Genomic DNA, 20,945 nt, shown 5'->3' on the forward strand with positions numbered 1-20,945 from the left:
GCGAATGGTCTTCACGTCTATGAAGTCAATAACACCCGCGCTCGATCGCAAGCCGCCGCACCAGCGCCTGCACGCTGTCGATGGTCGGCGTCGGTTGGCCGGTCAGGCGGCCGAGCTCCTGCACCGCGGTGACCAGCGCGTCGATTTCCATCGGACGGCCGCGCTCGAGATCCTGCAGCATCGAGGTCTTGTGCTGGCCGACATCGCCGGCGCCCTTGATGCGCCGGTCGACCGGGATGAGGAAACGCACGCCGAGGCGCTCACCGATCGCCTGCGCTTCCAGCATCATGGCGCGGGCGACGGCGCGTGTGGCTTCGTCGGCGACGATGGCCGCAAGCGTGCTGCCGGTCAGCGCCGAGATCGGATTGAAGGAGAGATTGCCCCAGAGTTTCACCCAGATCTCCGTGCGGATGTCCTCGCGCACCGGCGCCTGCAGCCCGGCCTTGACCATTTCGCGCGCAAGCGCGGTTGCCCGCTCGCTCTTCTCGCCCGAAGGCTCGCCCAGCGAAAAGCGCCTGCCTTCGACATGACGGATCAGGCCCGGCGCATCGACCTCGACAGCGGGATAGACGACGGAGCCGATGACGCGCTCGGGCCTGATGCGCTGCCAGATCGCTCCGCCCGGATCGACCGCGTCCAGCCGCGTGCCTTCGAGAGCGCCACCCGCCTTGTAGAAGTACCACCAGGGCACGCCGTTCTGCATGGTGACGACGACTGTCCCCTCGCCCAACAGCGGCGCGATCTCGTCCAGCGCCGGGGCCAGCGAATGCGCCTTCAGCGCCAGCACGACATAGTCCTGCACGCCGAGTTCCTCGGCGCGTGCCGCCGCCCTCACCTGCGCCACGGTTTCCTTGCCGTCCTCGATCAGGCGCAGGCCGCCGGCCTTGATGGCTTCGAGATGCGCGCCGCGCGCCACAATCGACAGATCGACAGAACCGGAGATCGCCAGCTTCGCGGCGAGGTAGCCGCCGATCGCGCCGGCGCCAAAGACTGTAACGCGCATCAGCCGAGTCCGAGCTTGGCCGCCAGCCCGATGCGCTGCAGCTTGCCCGTCGCGCCTTTCGGGATCTCGTCGAGGATCACCACCTTGCGCGGCACCTTGAAATCAGCGAGCCGGGTCGATGCAAAGCCACGGATATCGGCCTCGCTGGCCCTCTCGCCTTCGCGCAGCACGACGGCCGCCGCCACCTCTTCGCCCAGCTTGTCATGCGGCATGGCGAAGGTGACGACCTGCGCCACCGCCGGGTGATCCATCAAAACGCCGTCGACCTCGAGCGGCGAGATCTTCTCGCCGCCGCGGTTGATGATCTCCTTCAGCCGGCCCGTGACGCGCAGATAGCTATCCTCGTCAAGCACGCCCTGGTCGCCGGTGTGGAACCAGCCATGGGCGAAGGCGCTGGCATTGGCATCCGGGTTCTTCTCGTAGCCTGCCGTGACGTTCGGTCCGCGAATGACGATCTCGCCGACCTCTCCGGGCTTGAGCAATCGCCCGTCCGGCGCCATGACGGCAACCTCCGGCCCGGCCGACGCGCCGACGCTGCCGGGCTTGCGCACGCCCGGCGGCAAACGGTTGGACGCCATCTGGTGCGCGGCCTCCGTCATGCCGTAAGCCTCGATCACCGGGCAGCCGAAGGTGGATTCCAGCTCGGCCATCACTTGCGCCGGCAGCGAAGCGGACGACGAGCGGATGAAGCGCAGCTTCGCCTCGGCAAGCTGCTCGGGATTGCGGGCGGCGCGCGGCAGGATCGCCTGATGCATGGTGGGCACGGCGGTGTACCAGCTGGGCTTGGCCTCAGAGAGCCACTGGAAGAAACGCAGCGCGTTGAAGCCCGGCGTGCAGAAGACGCTGCCGCCGGCGGCGAGCGAGGACAGCACGGCGGCGATCAGCCCATGGATGTGGAACAGCGGCATGATGTTGAGGCAGCGGTCGGCCGGCGTCAGGCCGAGCGTCGCGCCGATATGCGCAGCCGACGCCGCAAGGTTGGCGTGGCTGAGCGGCACCAGTTTCGGACGCGACGTCGTGCCGGAGGTGTGGAGCAGCAGCGCAACATCGCTTTCCGCGGCGAAGCCAGACGAGACCGGCGATCCAACCGGCTCACCCTCGATCGTGAAGGTTCCGGACGGCGCGCCCTCCGGCACGACCAGCCGCAGCACCGGGATGCCGAGGCGCCCGGCAACTTCGACCGAGAAGCCTGCCTCCTCTTTGCCCACGAGGATCGCCTTGACGCCGATATCGCTGAGATAAAAATCGAGCTCGTCGGCCCGGTAGGCCGGGTTGAGCGGGGCGGTGGACGCAGCCGCCGCCACCGCGATGAAGGCCGTGGCCATTTCCGGGCCGTTCGGCAGTACGATGGCGACGCGGTCGCCGCGGCCGATGCCGAGCGCGTTGAGCCGAGTAACGGTCTCATGGATTAGGCGGCGCAGCCCGCCATGCGAGAGTGCTGCCCGTTCGGGTGCGACGATGGCCGGCGCGTCGTCAGCGCCGGGGGCAAGGCGATGGGCGAGATCGTTGGCGTTTTCGCTGTTTGTCATGGTTCCAGACTATGTTTCGAACGATCGGCTTATGTCCAGCAAAGCGCCGCTCAATATCCGAGCGCCAGGCCGTCCTTGCGCGGATCGGACGCGCCGGTCAGCGTGCCCTTTTCCCAGTCGATCAGCACCGCCTGACCGCCGCCCAGCGGGTGGTCGGGCCCCACAATGCGATGTCCACGCCGGCGCAGGCCTTCGATGGCCTCTGGATGCACGCTTCGCTCGGTCTCGACGACGTCGTGGTTATAGAAGACGCGGGCCGCATCAATCGCCTGCTGCGGATCCATGCCGAAGTCGATCATGTTGGTCAAAAGATGCACATGGCCGAAGGGCTGGTAGCCGCCACCCATGACGCCGAAAGGCATGAGGGCGCGGCCATCCTTCGTCATCATGCCCGGCATGATCGTGTGCATCGGCCGCTTGCCGGGCGCTATCACATTCGGGTGCTTCGGATCGAGGCGGAAGCTGGAACCGCGGTTCTGCAGCACGACTCCGGTCTTCGGGCCGACAACGCCGCTGCCGAACGAATAATAGGTCGAGTTGATGAAGCTCACCGCGTTGCGGTCGCGGTCGACGACGCTGATATAGACCGTGTCGCTGCCGGGAAGATCGAGACGCGGCAGATCGGTCATGGCGCGTTCGGGATCGATCGCGGCGCGCAGGCTGTCGGCATAGGCGCTGGAAAGCAGCGCCTTGACCGGGACATCGACATGATCCTGGTCGGCGAAAAAGGCATCGCGATCCTGATAGGCGAGTCGGCCCGCCTCGATCTCGAGGTGCAGCCGCGCGGCGCCGTCCGGATCGAGCCTGCCCAGTTCGAAGCCCGAGAGCAGGTTCAGCATCAGAAGCGCGGTCAGGCCCTGGTTGTTGGGAGGCATCTGGTGGATGTCGTAGCCGCGATAGGAGGTGCTGACCGGAGTCCGGTAATCGCCCTTGGTGGCGGCGAAATCGTCGAGCGTATGCAGGCCGCCGAGCGCGCGAAGCCGTCCGACCAGATCGTCCGCGACCGCGCCTTCGTAGAAACCGGCGCGGCCCTTCTTCGCGATGATGCGCAGCGTCTCCGCCAGCTCGGGCTGGCGATGAACATCGCCGGCCTTCGGCGGCTTGTCACCCGGCAGGAAGATGCGTGTGGCCACCTCGTCGGCCGTCAGGTCGGTCTCGGGATCCCTCCAGTCGAAGGCGACGCGGTCGTGCACGACATAGCCTTCTTCCGCGTAACGGATGGCCGGAGCGAGCGCGTCGGCCAAACCCTTGCGGCCATGATCCTCCAGCAGCCGACACCAGGCGTCGACGGCGCCTGGGATGGTGACCGCGTGCGGACCCTGCTTCGGAAGCTCGCTGAATCCTTTGTCCAGATACCAGTCGACCGTCGCGGCCTTGGGTGCACGGCCCGAGCCGTTAAAGGCAAGCACGTTGCCGTCGCCCTTCGGGCAATAGAGGACAAAGCAGTCGCCGCCGATGCCGGTCGATTGCGGCTCGACCACAGCCTGAACCGCGGCCGCGCAGACCGCGGCGTCCATCGCATTGCCGCCGGAGCGCAGCATGTCGATGGCCGCGAGCGTAGCGAGCGGATGCGAGGTCGCGGCCATCGCCTCGGTGGCGCGGACCGGGGAGCGGCCGGGAAACTGGAAATCACGCATGCGGGTCTGGGTATCCTTGTATCAACGTCCGCGGCCGAAAAGCTGGGCAGCGGACAACAAGACGATCGATAGCACGATCAGGCAAGTCGAAATGGCGGCGATCGTCGGATCGATCTGATCGCGCAGCGCATTGAACATGCGCCGCGTCAGCGTCGTGGTCTCGCCGCCGGAGATGAACAGCGACACCACCACCTCGTCGAAGGAGGTGATGAAGGCAAACAGCGCGCCGGAGACGATCGAGAAGCGTATCTGCGGCATCGTCACCTGGAAGAAGGCCGAGAAGCGGCCGGCCCCGAGGCTGCGCGCCACCATCTCCTGGTTCATGTCGTAGGACCGCAGCCCCGAAAGGACTGTCAGCACGACCAGCGGCAGCGCCTGCACTGTGTGCGCGATGACCAAGCCGGTCAGTGTGTTGTTGAGGCCGATGCGGGCATAGAGGAAAAAGGTGCCAATGCCGATCAGGATGACAGGGATGATCAGCGATGCCGTGAGCAGCGCGTTGATCGCTCCGGTCAGCCGCAGTGTGCGGGCGTAGATGGCGTAGGCGGCGGCGGTGCCGAGCAGCGTTGCGACGATCGCCGTCATCACGGCAACCTTGACCGATACGACGGTGGCGTCGCGCCATTCGACCGAGCCGAAATAGCTTTCATACCAGCGCAGCGACCATTCCTGCGGCGGGAACTCTAAGAGCGACGAGCCGGAAAAGGACATGATGACGATGATCACCGACGGGGCGATCAGGAACAGCATGACAAGGCCGCCGAGCGCGTAGAGCCACAGGCGTTGCCGATGCGAGATGGGCAGGGCATTTTCCATACTCATCGCTCGCTCCACACACCGGTGGCGCGGGTGCCGAGCAGCCAGTGGAAGAGGCCAAGCAGTGCCAGCGTGACGGCGAGCAGCACGACTCCGAGGGCGGCGCCCGCGCCCCAATTGGAATAGAGGCTGGTGGTCTGCTCCATGCGCATCGCCCACATGATGACCTTGCCGCCACCCATCAGCGCCGGCGTGACGAAGAAGCCGAGGCACAGCACGAAGACGATGACCACGCCCGAGGCCAGGCCGGGCAGCGACAGCGGGAAGAAGACCTGCCGGAAAGTGGCGGCCGGGCTGGCGCCGAGATTCATACCCGCGCGCAAGCAGTCGACGTCGATGGTCTTCATCGAGGCGTAGAGCGGCAGCACCAGGAAGGGCAGCATGATGTGGGTCATGCCGATGACGACGCCGGCGAAATTGTTGGCGAGCGGCAGCGGCTGGCCAATGACGCCGAGATCCATCAGCCATGTGTTGACCAGCCCCTTGCGCTGCAGGATGACGAGCCAGGCATAGGTGCGCACCAGCACCGAGGTCCAGAACGGCAGGATGACGAAGATCAGGCAGACCCCGGCGGCGCGGCGCGGCAGTTGCGACAGCATATAGGCCAGCGGATAGCCGAAGAGCACGCAAGCGCCGGTGACGACGAAGGCCACCTTGAAGGTGGTGACGAAGGTCTTGATGTAGGAGGCCTGCTCGAAGAAGCGCGCATAATTGGCGGCGCTGAGCTGGCCGCTCTCGTCGAACAGCGAAAGCCAGAACAGCCAGCCGATCGGCACGATGATAACGGCGAAGACCAGAAGCAGTCCGGGGGACAAAAGCGCGAACAGGCCTCGCGATTCCCGCCGTGCGTCGGCGCGCAAGGCATCGGTATTGAGCGCGCCATTGGGCCGCCCGGCGTGGTCGAGGCTTACGGACGCGGTACTCATTGGTCCGCCACCAGCACAACGTCCTGCGCATCGATGCCGAGCGTTATCGGCTCGCCCGGCGCCGGCAGTCTCGCCAGCACGTCGGAGCGGCAATAGTCGCGCAAAATCACCTGCCGGCCGTCCTTGAGCGTCGCATAGCAGACGAAGCTGTCGCCCTGGTAGATAACATCGCCGACCGTTGCCGGCAGCGCATTGATCTCGCCAGTCTGTTCGCCAGCGATCAGGCGCAGCTTCTCCGGCCGCACCACCATCAGATGCCGGCCCGAAGACGGCATTGGGTCCTTCATGCGCAGCTTGTTGCCTTCATGCCAGACGCCGCCATTGCGGCATTCGACCGGAATGAAGCTGGATTCGCCGATGAAGCCGGCAACGAACTTCGTTTTTGGCCTGGCGTAGAGGATCTCGGGCTGATCGATCTGCTCGATGCGCCCCGCATTCATGACGGCGACGCGGTCCGACATGGTGATCGCCTCGCGCTGGTCGTGCGTGACGTAGACCGTCGTCATGCCGAGCCGGCGGTGCAGGTTGCGCAGCTCGATCTGCATATGCTCCCGCAGGCTCTTGTCGAGCGCGGACAGCGGCTCGTCCATCAAAACGATGCGCGGCTCGAAGACAATGGCGCGGGCCAAGGCCACACGCTGGCGCTGGCCGCCGGAGAGCTGGTCGACACGGCGCTCGCCGAGGCCTTTCAGTTGCACAAGGTCCAGCGCCCTCTCGACACGCTCGGCCGTTTCGGCCGTCGACACGCGGCGCTGCTTCAGCGGAAAGGCGATGTTGTGGAAGACGTTCATATGCGGAAACAACGCATAGTTCTGGAACACCATGCCGATGTTGCGCTTGTGCGGCGGCATGGTGATGATCTCCTCGCCGCCGACCTTGATGGAGCCGGCATTGGCCCGCACGAAGCCGGCCAGGATCATCAAGAGCGTCGTCTTTCCCGAGCCGGACGGCCCGAGCAGCGTCAGGAATTCGCCCGCCGCCACATCGAGGCTGAGATCGCTGAGGATGGAGACAGCACCGAAGCGCTTCTCGATACCGCTGATGCCGATGGGAAGCGCGGACTGCGCGAGAGACAAGAGCATCTCCTTCAACTCCGGATCATTTTTCGCGAAACGATGCGAAGCGGCGCCTCGTGGACGCCGCTCCGATGTCGTTATTGCTGGATCAGGTTGTTGAATTTCTCGGTCGCCTCGACGAGGGTATCGCGCCAGAAGGCGGGATCCTGCAGCACCTGTTTCTTGACGTTCTCCGGCGCGGAATTGATGTCCTTGATCCGCTCCGGCGGAATCTTGCCCGTCTCGAAAGCCTTCTCGTTGGCCGGGCCATTGTCGACATAGAGGGGCAGGTTGGCCTGGAGGTCGGGGCTGACGAACTTGGCCAGCGCCTTCATGGCGATGTCCTTGTTCTTCGAACCCTTCGGGATGACCATGCAGTCGGCGGTGAGCACGCCCTGATCGAAGGAGAAGCTGACCGGCGCGCCTTGCTTCTTCAGCGTGCCGGCGCGGCCGTTCCAGATGCTCGCCATGTCGACCTCGCCGTCTTTGACGAGCTGCATGGCCTGCGCGCCGGAGGTCCACCAGGCATCGATATGGCCCTTGACCTTGTCGACGGATTGCAGCGCGCCGTCGATGTCGACCGGATAGACCTTGTCGATTGGAATGCCCTTGGCTAAAGCGGCGACGCTCAGCGTCTCCGTCGCCTGGCTGCCGGAGAGCGCGCGGCGCCCAGGGAATTTCTCGACATTCCAGAAATCGGCCCAGGTCTTCGGACCTTTGTCGCCGAAAACATCGGTGCGATAGATCAAAACCACCGACGTGTAGGAAATGCCGACCCAATCATCGTGGACAAGCTTCGGGTTGATGCCGCTCTTGTCGATAACGTTGTAGTCGAGCTTCTCGAACAGGCCTTCCTTGGAGCCGCGCGCGCATTCGTCGGCGCCGAGTTCGGTGATGTCCCATTTGACGGCATTGCCGGTGACCTGCAGCCGCACGTCGTCGAGGCCGTTGGTGGTGTCCTGCTTGATGGTGATGCCGAGTTCCTTGGCCGTCGGATCGAAGAACGCCTTGGTCTCTGCTTCCTGATAGGTGCCGCCCCATGAGGCGACGGTGATGGTGTCGGCGGCCGAGGCCGGAACAGCGACCGTGGCCAGCAGGCCGGCGACGGCCAAGCCTTGAATACAGAGTCTCTTCGTCATTTTCGCTTCTCCAACCGGTGTTCCCGTTATCGTTGATTTGGTATGCGAATTTGTATACAATTTTGAGTGTAATTCGCCGGAAGCCGATGTCAACACGGGGTATCGGGTTTTTTGGTGTGCAGAAGCAGGGCAGTTTCGGAGCGGTTGCGCCGAGACAGGATCTGTTCAAGCAGGCGCTAAAAGGCACTAGACTGCGATTCCATGACTGACCGTTGGAGGCGGGGCGCTTGAAGGAAAGAAAGAACACGCTGCGCGACTCGGTGTTCGAGGCGCTGAAGGCGTTGATCATCACCGGCCAAATCCCGCCGGGCGGCCGCGTGACGGAAAACGAAATCGCCGAGCGCCTGAAGGTGAGCCGCACACCGGTGCGCGAGGCCTTCAACCGTCTGGAGCGCGACGGCCTGGTGATCGGGCGCCCGCGCCAGGGCTATGTCGTGGCCGAATTCAACCTGACCATGTTCCGCGAGGCTTTCGACATCCGCGAATTGCTCGACGGGCGCGCGACCGAGCTGGCGGCGGCCAACGCCACCGCCGCCGACAAGGCGCGGCTGCGCGAGATGCTCGCCGAATGCGAGCGGCTGGCGGCGATCCCGGATCGCAGCACGCGGGAGAAATTCGAGGAGCTCCAGGTCGGCATCGACCTGCACCGGGTGATCGCCGAAATCAGCGGCAATGAGATGCTGCATGGCATGCTTTGCGGCATCCTCGACAAATGCCAGCAATATGTGTGGACCGAGCTTCTGTGGCTGGACGAATGGAAGCTCACCCGCGAGGAACATGCCGGCATCGTCGACGCGATCTGCGCCGGCGATGTCGCCTTGGCCGGCGAGCGCGCCCGCGCGCATGTGCGCGGCTCGCGCGAGAACATTCTGCGCCTGCTGCAGGCCAAGTCCGACTATCAGGGATTCTTCGCCAAAGCGTCGTGAGTCTAGGCCCGTTCCATCAGGCGGAAAGCATTGGGCAATTGGCGCCGCGCCGCAGGCTGACATGGGCTACGTCGCCGACGCTGAATTGAGTACCGTCGGCGCGGCGTGGGGCATCGATGACGATCGAAGTCCCCTGTCCGAGCTCGGCATGCAGGCGCAGCGTGCGGCCATGGAAGACGACGCCACTGACGCGCGCCGGCGCGGTGCCTTCGCCGGCTTCACCGACAACCAGGAGATCTTCCGGCCGCACGCCGATGGTTCGCGTGTCGCCGGCGGCCGGCGTCTCGCCGCTGTCTGAGATCGCTTCCAGCGGCAGGTCGCCGGCGGCAAAGCGCAGGCGCTCGCCGTCGCGGCCGACAAAGCGCGAGCGCAACAGATTCATGGTGCCGATGAAGGAGGCGACGAAGCGTGTCGCAGGCCGGTCGTAAAGCGTGGCCGGCGGCGCGATCTGCTCAATGCGGCCCTTGTTCATGACGACGATGCGGTCGGAGATCGACAGCGCCTCGGTCTGGTCGTGCGTGACCATGACGAAGGTGGTGCCCAGCCGCGACTGCAGCCGCTTCAATTCGACCTGCATCTGCTCGCGCAGATGCGCATCGAGCGCCGACAGCGGCTCGTCGAGCAGAAGCACGCGCGGTTCGCAGACGATGGCGCGTGCAAGCGCCACGCGCTGGCGCTGGCCGCCGGACAGTTCCGAAACGCGTGCGCGCAGCTTGTCGGCGAGCCCCACCATGTCGAGCGCGTCGCGGACGCGTTTGGCCTGCTCGGCGCCGGTGAGCTTGCGCAGCGACAGGCCGAAGCCGACATTGGCCGCGACATCCATATGCGGGAACAGCGCATAGTCCTGGAAGACGGTGTTGACCGGGCGTTCGAAGGGCCTGAGGCCAGTGATGTCGCGGCCGTCGAGCAGGACATTGCCGCCGGTCGGGCTTTCGAAGCCGGCGATGACCCGCAGGCTCGTCGTCTTGCCGCAGCCGGAAGGGCCGAGCAAGGTCAGGAATTCGCCGGGGGCGATATCCAGATCAACGACGTCAAGGCCGACCACGCCACCTGGAAAAACCTTCGAAACCTTATGCAACCGAACGAGTGGTTCAGGCGCCATCGCGCACCTCGGACGGTTTTGTCGTGTTGACCCACAGGATCTGGCAGCGCTCGGCGCCGGGATTGCGGAAGGCATGCAGCAGCGTGCTCTTGAAGGCAAAGCTGTCGCCGGCTTTCAGCACATAGGTGGTCGCATCGACCACCAGCTCGACCTCGCCGGTCATGACGAAGCCGAATTCGTGACCGGCATGGGCGTAGGCTTCCGCCGTGCCGCCGCCGGCCTCGACCGTGACCAGCATGCCGGTAAGCGTGGCGGCAGGGGGCGACAGCAGCGCCTTGGCGATACCTTCGGATTTGACCGGAATCTGCCGTCGCTTGTCGGCGCGCACGCAATAGAGATCGTTGACCGCTTCGCTGCCGTCGGCGATCAGCGCCGACGGCTCGATGTCGAGCGCCGCGGCCAGCGGCCAGATCACCTTGACGCGTAGCGAGGACATGCCGCGCTCGATCTGGCTGAGCGCACCGATGGAGATGCCGGCCTTGGCCGCGAGCTCGGCCAGCGACAGCTTGCGCTCTAGCCTGAGCGCCCGCACGCGGCGGCCGACGCGGATATCGGCATCGTCTTTCGGCTTTGCCGCCGCTTCGTCAAGAATGTCCATGCGTTGGTCCTTGTTGTCTTTCCCCGGTGTGGTGCAGCGCCGCCAGGCTCCCCCTTCTCCCCCTGTGGGAGAAGGTGGATCGGCGCGATAGCGCCGAGACGGATGAGGGGTGTCCCAGCGAAGTGAGACGTCTGTGTTCCCTGGAGCACCCCTCATCCGGCCGCTTCGCGGCCACCTTCTCCCACAAGGGGAGAAGGGGGAGCTGGTCATCCCCCGGCCTTCACCTTCTCGAACATCTTCGCCATATCGTCATTCTGCTTCATCGGGCCGGTGAAGATGGTGCTCTTCAGCATCACGTCCGGATCCGCCGGCAGCTGCAGTTTCTCTAACTCCTCCTTCGACACGCCGGCGAACGCGGTCGAGAGCGAGCTGCCGTAGCCATAGGACTGGATCAGGAATTTCCCCGAGTCGGCGTCGAGGCGGCTGTTGATGAAGTCATAGGCGAGATCGACGTTCTTGGCGTCCTTGAGCATGACGAAGCCGCAGGCCCAGGTCAGCATGCCTTCTTTCGGCTTCATGAACTCGACCGGCACGCCCTGCTTCTTCAGCGAGGTGGCGGACGCGTTCCAGGTCATGGCGGCGACCAATTGGCCGCTGGCCAGCGCCTGCTCGACCGAGGTCATGTCGGTGGTGTAGCTCGACAGCAGCGGCCGCTGCTCGCGCAGTTTTGCCGCCACCTTGTCCATCTGGTCCGGCGTCATGTCGAAGGGGTTCACACCCGCCAGCAGGGCCGCGACGATCGGCGTGTCGTGCACGGCGTCGATGGTCGCCATGCGGCCGGCATAGTGCTTGTCCCACAGAAGATTCCAGCTCGCCTCGGGGTTCTTCACCAGGTCGGTGCGGTAGAGGATCGAGGTGTTGCCCCAATCCCACGGCACCATCCACACCTTGCCGTCGCCGGCCTGCAAGTCGGGCAGGTTCTTGAACACCGGGAAGATCGAATCCCAGTTCTTGATGCGCTTGGTGTCGATCGGCTGCAGCAGGCCTTCCTTGTTCCAGCGCGCCACCTTGTCGTAGCAGGGATGCGCGATGTCGGGCCTGAAGCCGGCCTTGACCTTGGTGAAGGCGTCGTCATCATCGCCGAAGATCGTCGCCTCGACGCCATCGGGATGCGCGGCAAGGAAGCTCTTGTTGAAGTCGGGCAATTCGTAGCCAGACCAGGTGAAATATTGCAGCTTGTCGGCGGCCAGAGCGACCGTCGAGGACAGCGCGAGCGCCAGTGCGGCAAGACCGGCCCGGGCTTTTTGTCCGGTGAGCGATTTCAGGTGGACTGTCATTTTCGTTCTCCTCTTCTTTGTTGTGGTTCAGGCTGGATTGCGGCGCGCAGCGCCGAGGCCGCGATGGCGAAGGATTTCGGCTGTGCCCGCGATGATGAAGGAGACAGTGAGGATCACCGTGCCGAGCGCCATCACGGTCGGCAGCGAGCGCGGGAAGCGCAGCTGGCTCCAGATGTAGAGCGGCAGCGTCGGCTCGGTGCCGGCGAGGAAAAAGACGACGATGAACTCGTCGAAGGAAATCAGGAAAGACAACATGAAGGCCGACAGCACGGCGGGCGCACTCAGCGGCAGCATCACGCGCCGGAACGTCGTCCAATCGGAGGCGCCGAGATCGAGCGCGGCTTCGCGGATCGTCTTCGGGATAGCGGCGAAGCGGCTGCGCATCACCACCACGGTAGTCGGCAGCGCGACCAGGATATGGCTGAGCACGATCGAAACGCGCGATGGGCCGAGCCCGATGAGGTTGACCAGGATCAAAAGCGAGATGCCGACGATGACGCCGGGGATCAGGATCGGCAGGCGAGCGATGGCGCTGATCGTGGCGGCGAGCGGCGAGCGGCCATAGAGGTCCATATAGGAGACGGTGATGCCGCAGAGCGTCGCGCCGAAGGCGGCGATGACGCCGATGACCAGGCTATTGGCCAAGGCGTCGGAGAGCGCCGGATTGCCATAGAGCGTCCGGTACCATTCGAGCGTGAAACCCTGCAACGGAAACGCCGCCTGGATCGAGTTGTTGAAGGAAAACAGCGGGATCAAGAGCACCGGCAGATAGAGGAAGACGAGATAGCCAAGCACGTAGACGCCGAGCCAGCGGCCGTCGCTATTGATGTCTGCCCGGGCGCTCATGTGCGGCTGCCGAACCGGCGGTCGGCGCCGCGCGCGACCAGCACCACGCAGAGGATGACCAGCATGACGCAGACCGAGAGCGCGGCGCCGAACGGCCAGTCATTGGCTTTGCCGAATTGCGACTGGATCAGCGTGCCGATCATGGTGCTGGCCGGACCGCCGACCATGGCCGGCGTGACATAGTCGCCGACCGTCGGGACGAAGACGACGAGCGCCGCCGCCAGAACGCCCGGCATCGAATTTGGGAGCACGACGCGGCGGAAGCTGGTGAAGGGCCGCGCGCCAAGATCGGAGGCTGCTTCGAGCAGCGATTTGGGGATCGTGTCCAGCGCCACGTAGATCGGCAGGATGGCGAAAGGCGCATAGGCGTGGGCGAGTGTCACCACGACCGCGGCCGGCGTGTTGAGGAAGGCGAGCGTCGGCTCCTTCCAAAGGCCTGTCTCGATGAAGGCCGAGTTCAGAACGCCATTATAGGCAAGCACGATCTTCCAGGCGAAGACGCGCAAAAGATAGCTGGTCCAGAACGGCAGCGTGACCAGGAAGAGCAGCAGGTTGCGGCGCCGCCCGGCATGAAAGGCGAGATAATAGGCGACCGGATAGGCGGTGACGACGGTGGCGAGCGTCACCAGGCCGGCGATGACCAGCGAGCGCAGCGTCACCGTCCAATAGAGCGGATCGGTGGCGACGGTGACGAAGTTCTCCGCTGTCAGCCCGACGCCGAGCAGCGAGCCGTCATTGCCCCTGAAGGCGAGAAAGACCACCAGGCCAAGCGCGAACAGGATCAGAAAGAAGGTGACCAGCCCACCCGGCAGCAGCATGGCGAAACGGAAGACCGGCGAGATGCGGTTTTCCGGCAAGGGCCGTGTTCCGGCGATGGTCGACATCGAAGTGCCTATTGGCTCCATCGGATTATTGAAATCGCCTGATGCTTTTTCATATTCATGAAACTGTCAAGCAGATTCGCTTGTGCGCTGCACGCATTCGGCGTCAGCGTTCGAACGCGTCGAGCATGCGGTACCAGGTGATTGCCGCGGCGACGCCGACCTGGCGGAAAGCGTGGAACGGGATCGGCTTGATCGGCGACAGCGGAAACGGCAACTGCCTCACGTCGCCGCTTGCAAGGTAGTTTGCCATGCGCTTGCCCAGCGCGCTCATCAGGCCGACGCCCCTGCCTTGGCAGCCGACGACCGCGAGCAGGCCTTTTTCCGGTTCATGTAGATGCGGCAGGTGATTCGGCGTCAGCGCCACGCGGCCGAACCAACGCTTTTCGATGGCGATGCCGGCAAGCGCCGGATAGAGGCGGGTGAGCGCGCGTTCGCAATGCGCCCAATCGGCAGCGCTTGAAGGCAGCGCCATGCGGCCGCGACCGCCCAGCACCATCCGGCCATCGGGAGTCCGGCGGTAGTAGACCAGGATGCGACGGGAATCGGAAACGGCCTGACCACCCGGCAGGATACTTGCAGCAAGCTCGGCCGGAAGCGGCGCGGTGGCGATCTGGAAGGAATGCAGCGGTACGATCGTCTGGGCAAGACCAGGCAATAGCCCGTCCGTATAGGCGTTGGTGGCGAGCACGACCGACTTGGCCCGCAATTCGGCGCCGCCTTGTGTCGAGACCCGCCATGCGCCGGCTTCCTTGCGGAGCTTCACAACCCGCTGCTGCTCAGCGATTCGGGCGCCAGCGATCGCGGCGACGCGGGCGAGCTCGAGCGTGTAGGACAGCGGATCGATGACGCCGGCGCGGCGGTCCAGCCAGCCGCCGAGATAGCCTTTGGCGCCGGTCATGGCTGCGATCTCGGCCTGGTCAAGCAATTTGACGTCGGCGCCGCGCGAGCGCCACTGGCGATCCCGGTTCGCCGCTGCCTTCAGCGCGGTCTTGGTGTGCGCGGCCTGGATCCAGCCATTGCGCGTGAACGGCACCGCCAGCTTCTCGTCGCGGATCACGTCGAACACGGCATCGGCCGTCGAGGCGGCGAACGCGACCAGGGCTTCGCCGCGTTCCTTGCCGAAGTGTTCGATCAGCCATTCCGGATCGTATTTGAGGCCGGGAATGACCTGGCCGCCATTGAGGCCTGAAGCGCCCTGCCCGATCGCGCCGGCATCCAGCACCTGAACGGAACGGCCCGCGCGCGCCGCATGGAGCGCGGTCGACAGCCCCATGATGCCGCCGCCGACGATGACCGCGTCCAGCGTGCCGTCGGCCGAAAGCTCAGACTGAAACGCCGTAGCCGCCTGGGGCTTTCGCCAGATCGGATCGGAAAAGGCTTCGGCCAAGAGGATCACCTACGCGCTGGAACTTCGTGAAAATCCTATTGCCAATTTCATACATTTGAAAGAGCGCTTCGATGGGCCAGTTCGGCCGTGGCTGTGTGACAGCATATGCATGGTCATAAATGTTGCGGCTGGCGGGATAGACGTTTCCGCGAAATCGGGGAAAAGTGCCGCGCGCGAAAAATTGAGAGGAATGATGCCATGACCGATCCGACCCGCTTGCCCGCCGATGGAATTTTCGTCGGCCGCGCCAAGACCAGCGCCGCTTCCCATCCGCTGGTGGTGACGGTGCGGGACGGCGAGGTGATCGACATTACCTCGAGCGCGGCGCCTACGGTGCGCGATCTTTGCGAGTTGAAGGATCCGGCTGACTATCTGCGCTCGGCCAAGGGCAAGGCGATCGGCGCGCTGGAAGAAATCGCGGCGAACAGCTTCGAGGCCAAACGTGACGCCGGGAAGCCGATCCTGCTGTCGCCCGTCGACCTGCAGGCGGTGAAGGCCTCCGGCGTCACCTTCGTCGTCAGCCTGCTCGAGCGCGTCATTGAGGAACAGGCGCGCGGCTCGGCCGAAAAGGCCGACGCCATCCGCGCCGACATCGCCGGACTGATCGGCCACGATTTGTCGAAGCTCAAGCCCGGCTCGCCGGAAGCGATGGAGATCAAGGCCAAGCTGATCTCGCGCGGCGCCTGGTCGCAATATCTCGAAGTGGGCATCGGCCCGGACGCCGAGATCTTCACCAAGTGCCAGCCGATGGCTTCCGTCGGCTTCGGCGCCGATGTCGGCCTGCATCCGGTCTCCACCTGGAACAATCCGGAGCCCGAGATCGCCATGATCGCCGACAGCTCGGGCCGCATCGTCGGCGCCACGCTCGGCAACGACGTCAATCTGCGCGACGTCGAAGGGCGCTCGGCGCTGCTGCTCGGCAAGGCCAAAGACAACAATGCTTCGGCCTCGCTCGGGCCGTTCATCCGCCTCTTCGACGAAACCTTCTCCATCACGGACGTGAAGCGCGCCACGGTGCGGCTCAGCGTCGAGGGCGAGGACGGCTTCTCGCTGGAGGGCGCGAGCTCGATGGCCGAGATCAGCCGCTCGCCGGAAGAACTGGTCAAGGCGGCGATGGGCCCGCATCACCAATACCCGGACGGACTGGCGCTCTATCTCGGCACCATGTTCGTGCCTTCGAAGGATCGCGGCGAGAAGGGCAAGGGTTTTACGCACAAGGTCGGCGACATCGTCACCATCTCGTCGGAAAAGCTCGGCGCTCTGGTCAACCGCGTAAGGCTGTCGCCGGACTGCCCGCACTGGACCTACGGCGCCAGCCATCTGATGCGCGACTTGGCCAAGGCGGGCCTGATCTAACGCCGCACCGGAAGGGCGGTTGCTTTGAGGCCAATCCGTGCAGCGGATGGTCGATGGCGCTGCTTGCCCAACGAATATCACCGCTGCTGATGCAATCTGATGGGATTGCTGATGGCGCGCGCGCCTGTGCCAACATCCATTGGCGATGGAGGCTTGCCACTGCCTGAAAAAGAGAATGCTCTAGACGTTCCGGTCGGCGCGGGCAGGAGATGCGGCCAAGGTCGCATCGCGCCGATCCAGGAGGAGAGTTCAACATGGGAGGAAATCGAATGCTTTCGCGGCTAAGACTGCTCGTGCTTGGCTTGATCGCGGCTATCGCCATTCCGGCGATGGCCGAGGCCAAGACGTTCTACTGGATTTCGCATGGCGGCCCGGCCGATCCGGTCTGGACCTACTTCCTGGCCGGCGCCAAGCAATGGGCGAGCGACACCGGCAACAAGGTGAACACCTCGTTCCACAATGGCGATGTCGCCTCGCAGCAGGAGGCCGTCCGTGCCGCCATCTCAGCCAAGGCAGACGGCATCGTCACCACTAGCCCCGATCCGGGCAGCCTTGTCGAGATCGTCAAGGAAGCGCGCGCGGCCAACATCCCGATCATCAACTTCAACACGCCCGATCCGAAGGCCAACTTCAACGCCTATGTCGGCGGCGACAACGTCACCTTCGGCAAGCACTGGGCGCAATATCTGGTCGACAAAGGCCTGGTGAAGAAGGGCGATTTCGTCTGGATGCCAGTCGAGGTTCCCGGCGCCACCTATGGCGTGCAGGAAGAGGAAGGCATCAAGAGCGTGTTCGAACCGGCCGGCATCACCTATGAGGTGACCGAAGCGACGCTCGACCAGGCCGAAGTGATCAACCGCATGGTCGACTATCTCACCGCTCACAAGGGCAAGGTGAAGGCGATCATCGGCCTCGGCGACCTCGTCACCGGCTCGATCAAGCGCGTCTTCGACCAGGCCGGCGTCAAGCCGGGCGAAATCCCGGTCGTCGGCTGGGGCAACTCGCTCGACACCACGCAGGAAGTGCTGAACGGATACGTCAATGCCGGGCAGTGGCAGGACCCGCAGGCGACCAGCTATGTGGCGCTTTCGCTGGCCAACATGGCCGCCAGCGGCATTCCTCCGGGCTTCAACGTCATCACCGGCGCGCTCTATGAGAAAGACACCGCCGGCGTCTACGACAAGATCCTGTCCGGCAAATAATCCCTGACATCCACGGTCGCGGCTTTCGGGCCGCGGCCGCTTTCCTGTACCGTCGAGCCCTGCCTGATCGGAGCGGGCTTAGCCAATCATTCACGCCGCGGGCTCAATGGAAAACCGTTCCTTCATTCAAAGTTTCATCGCTCGAGCGGAATTCGGTCCGCTGGTGCTGCTTATCGTCGAGCTCGTCGTCTTCTGGGGCATCAATCCCGACTTCCTGTCGCCGCAGAATATCTCGAACATCCTGGCCTTCACCGTCGAGCTCGGCCTGATCGCGCTGGCAATGACCTTGCTGATGACATCCGGCGAGTTCGATCTTTCGGTCGGCTCGCTGTTCGGCTTCTCGCCGGTGCTGATGTGGACGCTCTACAACAGCGGCGTCACTTCGCTGGAAATGGGCCTGCTGATCGCGCTGATCGTCGCTGCCCTGATCGGGCTGGTGAATGGCTGGTTCGTTACCCAGCTCAAGATCCCGTCCTTCCTGGTGACGCTCGGCATGCTGCTGGTCGTGCGCGGCTCGGCGCTGTTCATCACCGACGGCTTTCCGCAGCGCACCTGGAGCGCGGAAGGCAGTTGGCTGGCGAACATCCTGGTCGGCGACTTCTATGTCGGACCTTTCCGCATCTACGCCTCGCTGTTCTGGTTCATCGGCGCCGCGATCGTGCTCGGCTATGTGCTGACGCAGAGCCGCACCGGCAACTGGATCCAGGCCGCCGGCGGCAATCCAAACGCAGCCCGCGCGCGCGGCGTCAACGTCAGCCGCGTCAAGGTCGGCCTGTTCATCCTGTCGGCGGTGATGGCCTCGCTCGCCGGCGTGATCTCCTCGCTGCGCACCTCCGCGGCCAACCCCAACAGCGGCACCGGCTACGAGCTCGAGGTCATCGCCATGGTGGTGATCGGCGGCACGGCGCTGACCGGCGGGCGCGGCACCATCATCGGCACGGTGCTTGGCATCCTGATCCTGCGCGTGATGCGCAACGGCATCGTGCTGATCGGCGTGCCGGGGCTCGCCTACAATATCTTCATCGGCGCGATCATTCTCGGGATGATGGCGCTGCATTCATGGCTCGAACGCCGGCACCAGGCGGGAACTTAGGACGATGGCCGAACCGCTCATCCGCATGGAAAATATCCGCAAGTCCTACGGGCGCGTGCAGGCGCTGGTGGACGCCAATTTCCACGTCAATGAAAAGGAGATCGTTGGCCTGCTCGGCGACAACGGCGCCGGCAAGTCGACGCTGATCAAGGTGCTGTCGGGCGCCGTGCCGCTGACCAGCGGCGACATCTTCATCCGCGGCAGGAAGGTCACGCTGCGCAGCACCAGCGATGCCATTGCCCACGGCATCGAGACGATCTATCAGGATTCGGCGCTGGTCACGCAGCTGTCGATCGCGCGCAACCTGTTCCTCGGGCGCGAGCCGATCAAGGCGCCGCGCTTCCTGAACCGCATGGACCAGGACGCAATGAACACGGTAGCGCGCGACCTGCTCAAGCAGGTCGGCATCACCAAGAACATCCCGCCGACAACACCGATCGGCTCGCTGTCGGGCGGCGAGCGCCAAGCGGTGGCGATCGCGCGCGCCATGCATTTCGACAGCGATCTCATCATCCTCGACGAACCGACCAACAATCTCGGCGTCGCCGAGACTCAAGGGGTCTTGAGTTTCGTACGCAGCGCCCGCGATTCCGGCCATTCCTGCATCTTCATCGCGCATAACATCCATCACGTCTTCCAGGTGGTCGACCGCATCGTGGTGATGCGCCGGGGCAAGGTGGTGGCCGACGACATCGATCCGAAGAAGACCACGGTCGCAGAGGTCGAGCGCGTCATCACCGGCATGTCGGACAAGGAAATCCGCGACGCGATTTCCGACGGCCGGCAATCGCATGGCTGACTGCTGACCGGCGGCCGACGGCGGCCGGCAGCCGCTTCACGCCCGCCGCTGGCACAGGATTGCATCGGCGCCTATGACTGGACCAATGAAAGCCACCGTAGCCGATATCGCCCGGAGCTGCGGCCTGTCGACCGCGACCGTCGATCGGGTGCTCAACAACCGCCCGGGTGCAAGCGCGGCCAATCGGCAGCGCGTGCTGGAAGCGGCCAAGCAGCTCGGTTATCTGCCGACGCTCGACCAGGTCGTGCTGCCGTCGAAGCCGGCGCATCTCGAATTCTTCCTGCCGATCGGATCCAACGCCTTCATGGCCGATCTCGCCCATCACATCGAGGATTATGCCCAGCGTCTGCCCCTGGTCGCCTCCTGCCGCATCCACAACCTTGCCGGCATTTCACCGGGCGCGCTGCAGAGCGCTGTGGAGAATCTGTCGCTCAAGGCCAATGGCGTCGGCGTGATCGCTGTCGATCATCCGCGCACGCGCAACATCCTGCGCGAGCTGGTCGATGCCGGGATCCGACTGGTCACGCTGATTTCCGACGTGCCGGCCGCGCCCCGCTCGGCCTATGTCGGCATCGATAACCGCGTGGCAGGCCGCACCGCGGCGCTGCTGATGGGTCGCTTCCTTGGCGGCCGTACCGGACATCTGGCGATGGTGGTCGGCTCGCGCTCCTATCGCGGCCACGAGGAGCGCGAGATGGGCTTTCGTTCGGTGCTCGCCGAAGAGTTTCCCGACCTCACGGTCTCAAGCGCCGCCGAGAGCAATGACGATCCGGACGCCAGCTACCGCGCGACCGTCAAGGCGCTGCACAACGAACCGGAGCTGCTCGGCATCTATTGCGTCGGCGCCGGACGGTCCGGCGTGGCCAGGGCCTTGCTCGAGGTCAAGCCGCGCAAGAAGCCGGTCTTCATCTGTCACGACCTGACCAAGGAAACACGGCGCTATCTCGTCGACGATCTCGCCGACGTTGTCATCGACCAGAATGCGCGGCTGATCGCGGAACAATCGGTGATCCGCCTGCTCGGCTCGATCGCCTCGTCGGCGCCGTATCTGACGAAGAAATTCATTGAGCCGCGGCTGATCTTCAAGGAAAACGTGCCGGTGCAGTAGCGCGGGCGGCCACTCGCTTATTTGTCTGACGATTGATCCCGCAATTCTGCACAGCTGCTATGCAGGTTTCGCAATTGCCGAATCGTTAGGCACCTCGTATTTATCTGGGTGTCGGCCGTCTCCTCCTCCCAGATGTGATGCCGACGCTGAGTGCGGTACACCTCCTCCCGTGCCGTATTCGAAATCGAGCCCGCTGCCACCTCCTCCCGGCAGCGGGCTTTTTCTTTGCGTGCCAAAGGCGGAGGGAAGCTACCCAATGCTG

Annotated in this window: 19 protein-coding genes; 6 read left to right on the forward strand and 13 right to left on the reverse strand. The window is 64.5% G+C overall.

Features of this window, described 5'->3' with window-relative positions:
• Nucleotides 1-25: 25 nt before the first annotated feature.
• The 7 genes from CK219_RS21420 to CK219_RS21450 form a co-directional block, all read right to left on the reverse strand.
• Nucleotides 26-1,003, reverse strand: coding sequence for a 2-dehydropantoate 2-reductase (locus CK219_RS21420; RefSeq protein WP_095768741.1), 978 nt, complete (start codon nucleotides 1,001-1,003; stop codon nucleotides 26-28).
• Nucleotides 1,003-2,532 carry an acyl--CoA ligase gene (locus tag CK219_RS21425; protein ID WP_095768742.1) on the reverse strand — a complete coding sequence of 510 codons (1,530 nt, stop codon included), beginning with the start codon at nucleotides 2,530-2,532 and terminating at the stop codon, nucleotides 1,003-1,005. The genes CK219_RS21420 and CK219_RS21425 overlap by 1 nt, the downstream gene beginning before the upstream one ends.
• A 50-nt stretch (nucleotides 2,533-2,582) precedes the next feature.
• Nucleotides 2,583-4,169 (reverse strand): gamma-glutamyltransferase, encoded by a 1,587-nt coding sequence (ggt, locus tag CK219_RS21430; RefSeq protein WP_095768743.1) that lies wholly within the window; start codon nucleotides 4,167-4,169, stop codon nucleotides 2,583-2,585.
• A gap of 21 nt (nucleotides 4,170-4,190) precedes the next feature.
• Entirely contained in the window at nucleotides 4,191-4,991 is an 801-nt protein-coding gene (locus CK219_RS21435; protein ID WP_095768744.1) for an ABC transporter permease, read from the reverse strand.
• On the reverse strand, nucleotides 4,988-5,911 hold the full coding sequence (locus CK219_RS21440) for an ABC transporter permease (protein WP_095768745.1): 924 nt from the start codon (nucleotides 5,909-5,911) through the stop codon (nucleotides 4,988-4,990). Before CK219_RS21440 ends, CK219_RS21435 begins: the two co-directional genes overlap by 4 nt.
• Entirely contained in the window at nucleotides 5,908-6,987 is a 1,080-nt protein-coding gene (locus tag CK219_RS21445; RefSeq protein ID WP_095768885.1) for an ABC transporter ATP-binding protein, read from the reverse strand. The genes CK219_RS21440 and CK219_RS21445 overlap by 4 nt, the downstream gene beginning before the upstream one ends.
• 77 nt (nucleotides 6,988-7,064) lie before the next feature.
• Nucleotides 7,065-8,105 (reverse strand): ABC transporter substrate-binding protein, encoded by a 1,041-nt coding sequence (locus CK219_RS21450; protein ID WP_095768746.1) that lies wholly within the window; start codon nucleotides 8,103-8,105, stop codon nucleotides 7,065-7,067.
• Nucleotides 8,106-8,332: 227 nt separating this feature from the next.
• On the opposite strand from CK219_RS21450, the gene CK219_RS21455 reads away from it, so the two are divergent.
• On the forward strand, nucleotides 8,333-9,031 hold the full coding sequence (locus tag CK219_RS21455; RefSeq protein ID WP_176477111.1) for a GntR family transcriptional regulator: 699 nt from the start codon (nucleotides 8,333-8,335) through the stop codon (nucleotides 9,029-9,031).
• A 16-nt stretch (nucleotides 9,032-9,047) separates the two neighbouring features.
• Here CK219_RS21455 and CK219_RS21460 read toward each other — a convergent pair whose 3' ends face one another.
• From CK219_RS21460 to CK219_RS21485, 6 genes are all read right to left on the reverse strand, one after another.
• Entirely contained in the window at nucleotides 9,048-10,133 is a 1,086-nt protein-coding gene (locus tag CK219_RS21460) for an ABC transporter ATP-binding protein (RefSeq protein WP_095768748.1), read from the reverse strand.
• Nucleotides 10,123-10,731 carry a cupin domain-containing protein gene (locus tag CK219_RS21465; protein WP_095768749.1) on the reverse strand — a complete coding sequence of 203 codons (609 nt, stop codon included), beginning with the start codon at nucleotides 10,729-10,731 and terminating at the stop codon, nucleotides 10,123-10,125. Before CK219_RS21465 ends, CK219_RS21460 begins: the two co-directional genes overlap by 11 nt.
• A 206-nt stretch (nucleotides 10,732-10,937) precedes the next feature.
• Entirely contained in the window at nucleotides 10,938-12,008 is a 1,071-nt protein-coding gene (locus tag CK219_RS21470; protein WP_095768750.1) for an ABC transporter substrate-binding protein, read from the reverse strand.
• Between the two features lie 27 nt (nucleotides 12,009-12,035).
• Nucleotides 12,036-12,854, reverse strand: a complete 819-nt coding sequence (locus CK219_RS21475; RefSeq protein ID WP_095768751.1) for an ABC transporter permease — start codon at nucleotides 12,852-12,854, stop codon at nucleotides 12,036-12,038.
• Nucleotides 12,851-13,738: an ABC transporter permease gene (locus CK219_RS21480; RefSeq protein WP_095768752.1), complete on the reverse strand. Its 888-nt coding sequence runs from the start codon at nucleotides 13,736-13,738 to the stop codon at nucleotides 12,851-12,853. Before CK219_RS21480 ends, CK219_RS21475 begins: the two co-directional genes overlap by 4 nt.
• A gap of 103 nt (nucleotides 13,739-13,841) precedes the next feature.
• Nucleotides 13,842-15,125, reverse strand: a complete 1,284-nt coding sequence (locus CK219_RS21485) for an FAD-dependent oxidoreductase (protein WP_095768886.1) — start codon at nucleotides 15,123-15,125, stop codon at nucleotides 13,842-13,844.
• A 198-nt stretch (nucleotides 15,126-15,323) separates the two neighbouring features.
• Here CK219_RS21485 and CK219_RS21490 point away from each other — a divergent pair, with 198 nt between their 5' ends.
• The 5 genes from CK219_RS21490 to CK219_RS21510 all read left to right on the forward strand — a co-directional run bounded on the left by CK219_RS21490 (nucleotide 15,324) and on the right by CK219_RS21510 (nucleotide 20,683).
• A complete protein-coding gene (locus CK219_RS21490; protein ID WP_095768753.1) occupies nucleotides 15,324-16,481 on the forward strand; it encodes a fumarylacetoacetate hydrolase family protein in 1,158 nt (385 codons plus the stop codon).
• Between the two features lie 269 nt (nucleotides 16,482-16,750).
• A complete protein-coding gene (locus CK219_RS21495) occupies nucleotides 16,751-17,683 on the forward strand; it encodes a substrate-binding domain-containing protein (RefSeq protein ID WP_095768754.1) in 933 nt (310 codons plus the stop codon).
• A 106-nt stretch (nucleotides 17,684-17,789) separates the two neighbouring features.
• Nucleotides 17,790-18,776, forward strand: coding sequence for an ABC transporter permease (locus CK219_RS21500; RefSeq protein ID WP_095768755.1), 987 nt, complete (start codon nucleotides 17,790-17,792; stop codon nucleotides 18,774-18,776).
• A 4-nt stretch (nucleotides 18,777-18,780) separates the two neighbouring features.
• Nucleotides 18,781-19,575, forward strand: coding sequence for an ATP-binding cassette domain-containing protein (locus CK219_RS21505; protein ID WP_095768756.1), 795 nt, complete (start codon nucleotides 18,781-18,783; stop codon nucleotides 19,573-19,575).
• An 85-nt stretch (nucleotides 19,576-19,660) separates the two neighbouring features.
• Complete coding sequence (locus CK219_RS21510) at nucleotides 19,661-20,683, forward strand: LacI family DNA-binding transcriptional regulator (RefSeq protein ID WP_095768757.1); 1,023 nt, start codon at nucleotides 19,661-19,663, stop codon at nucleotides 20,681-20,683.
• Nucleotides 20,684-20,945: the final 262 nt, after the last annotated feature.

The organism is Mesorhizobium sp. WSM4313 (assembly GCF_002294725.1).
Classification (GTDB): Bacteria; Pseudomonadota; Alphaproteobacteria; order Rhizobiales; family Rhizobiaceae; genus Mesorhizobium.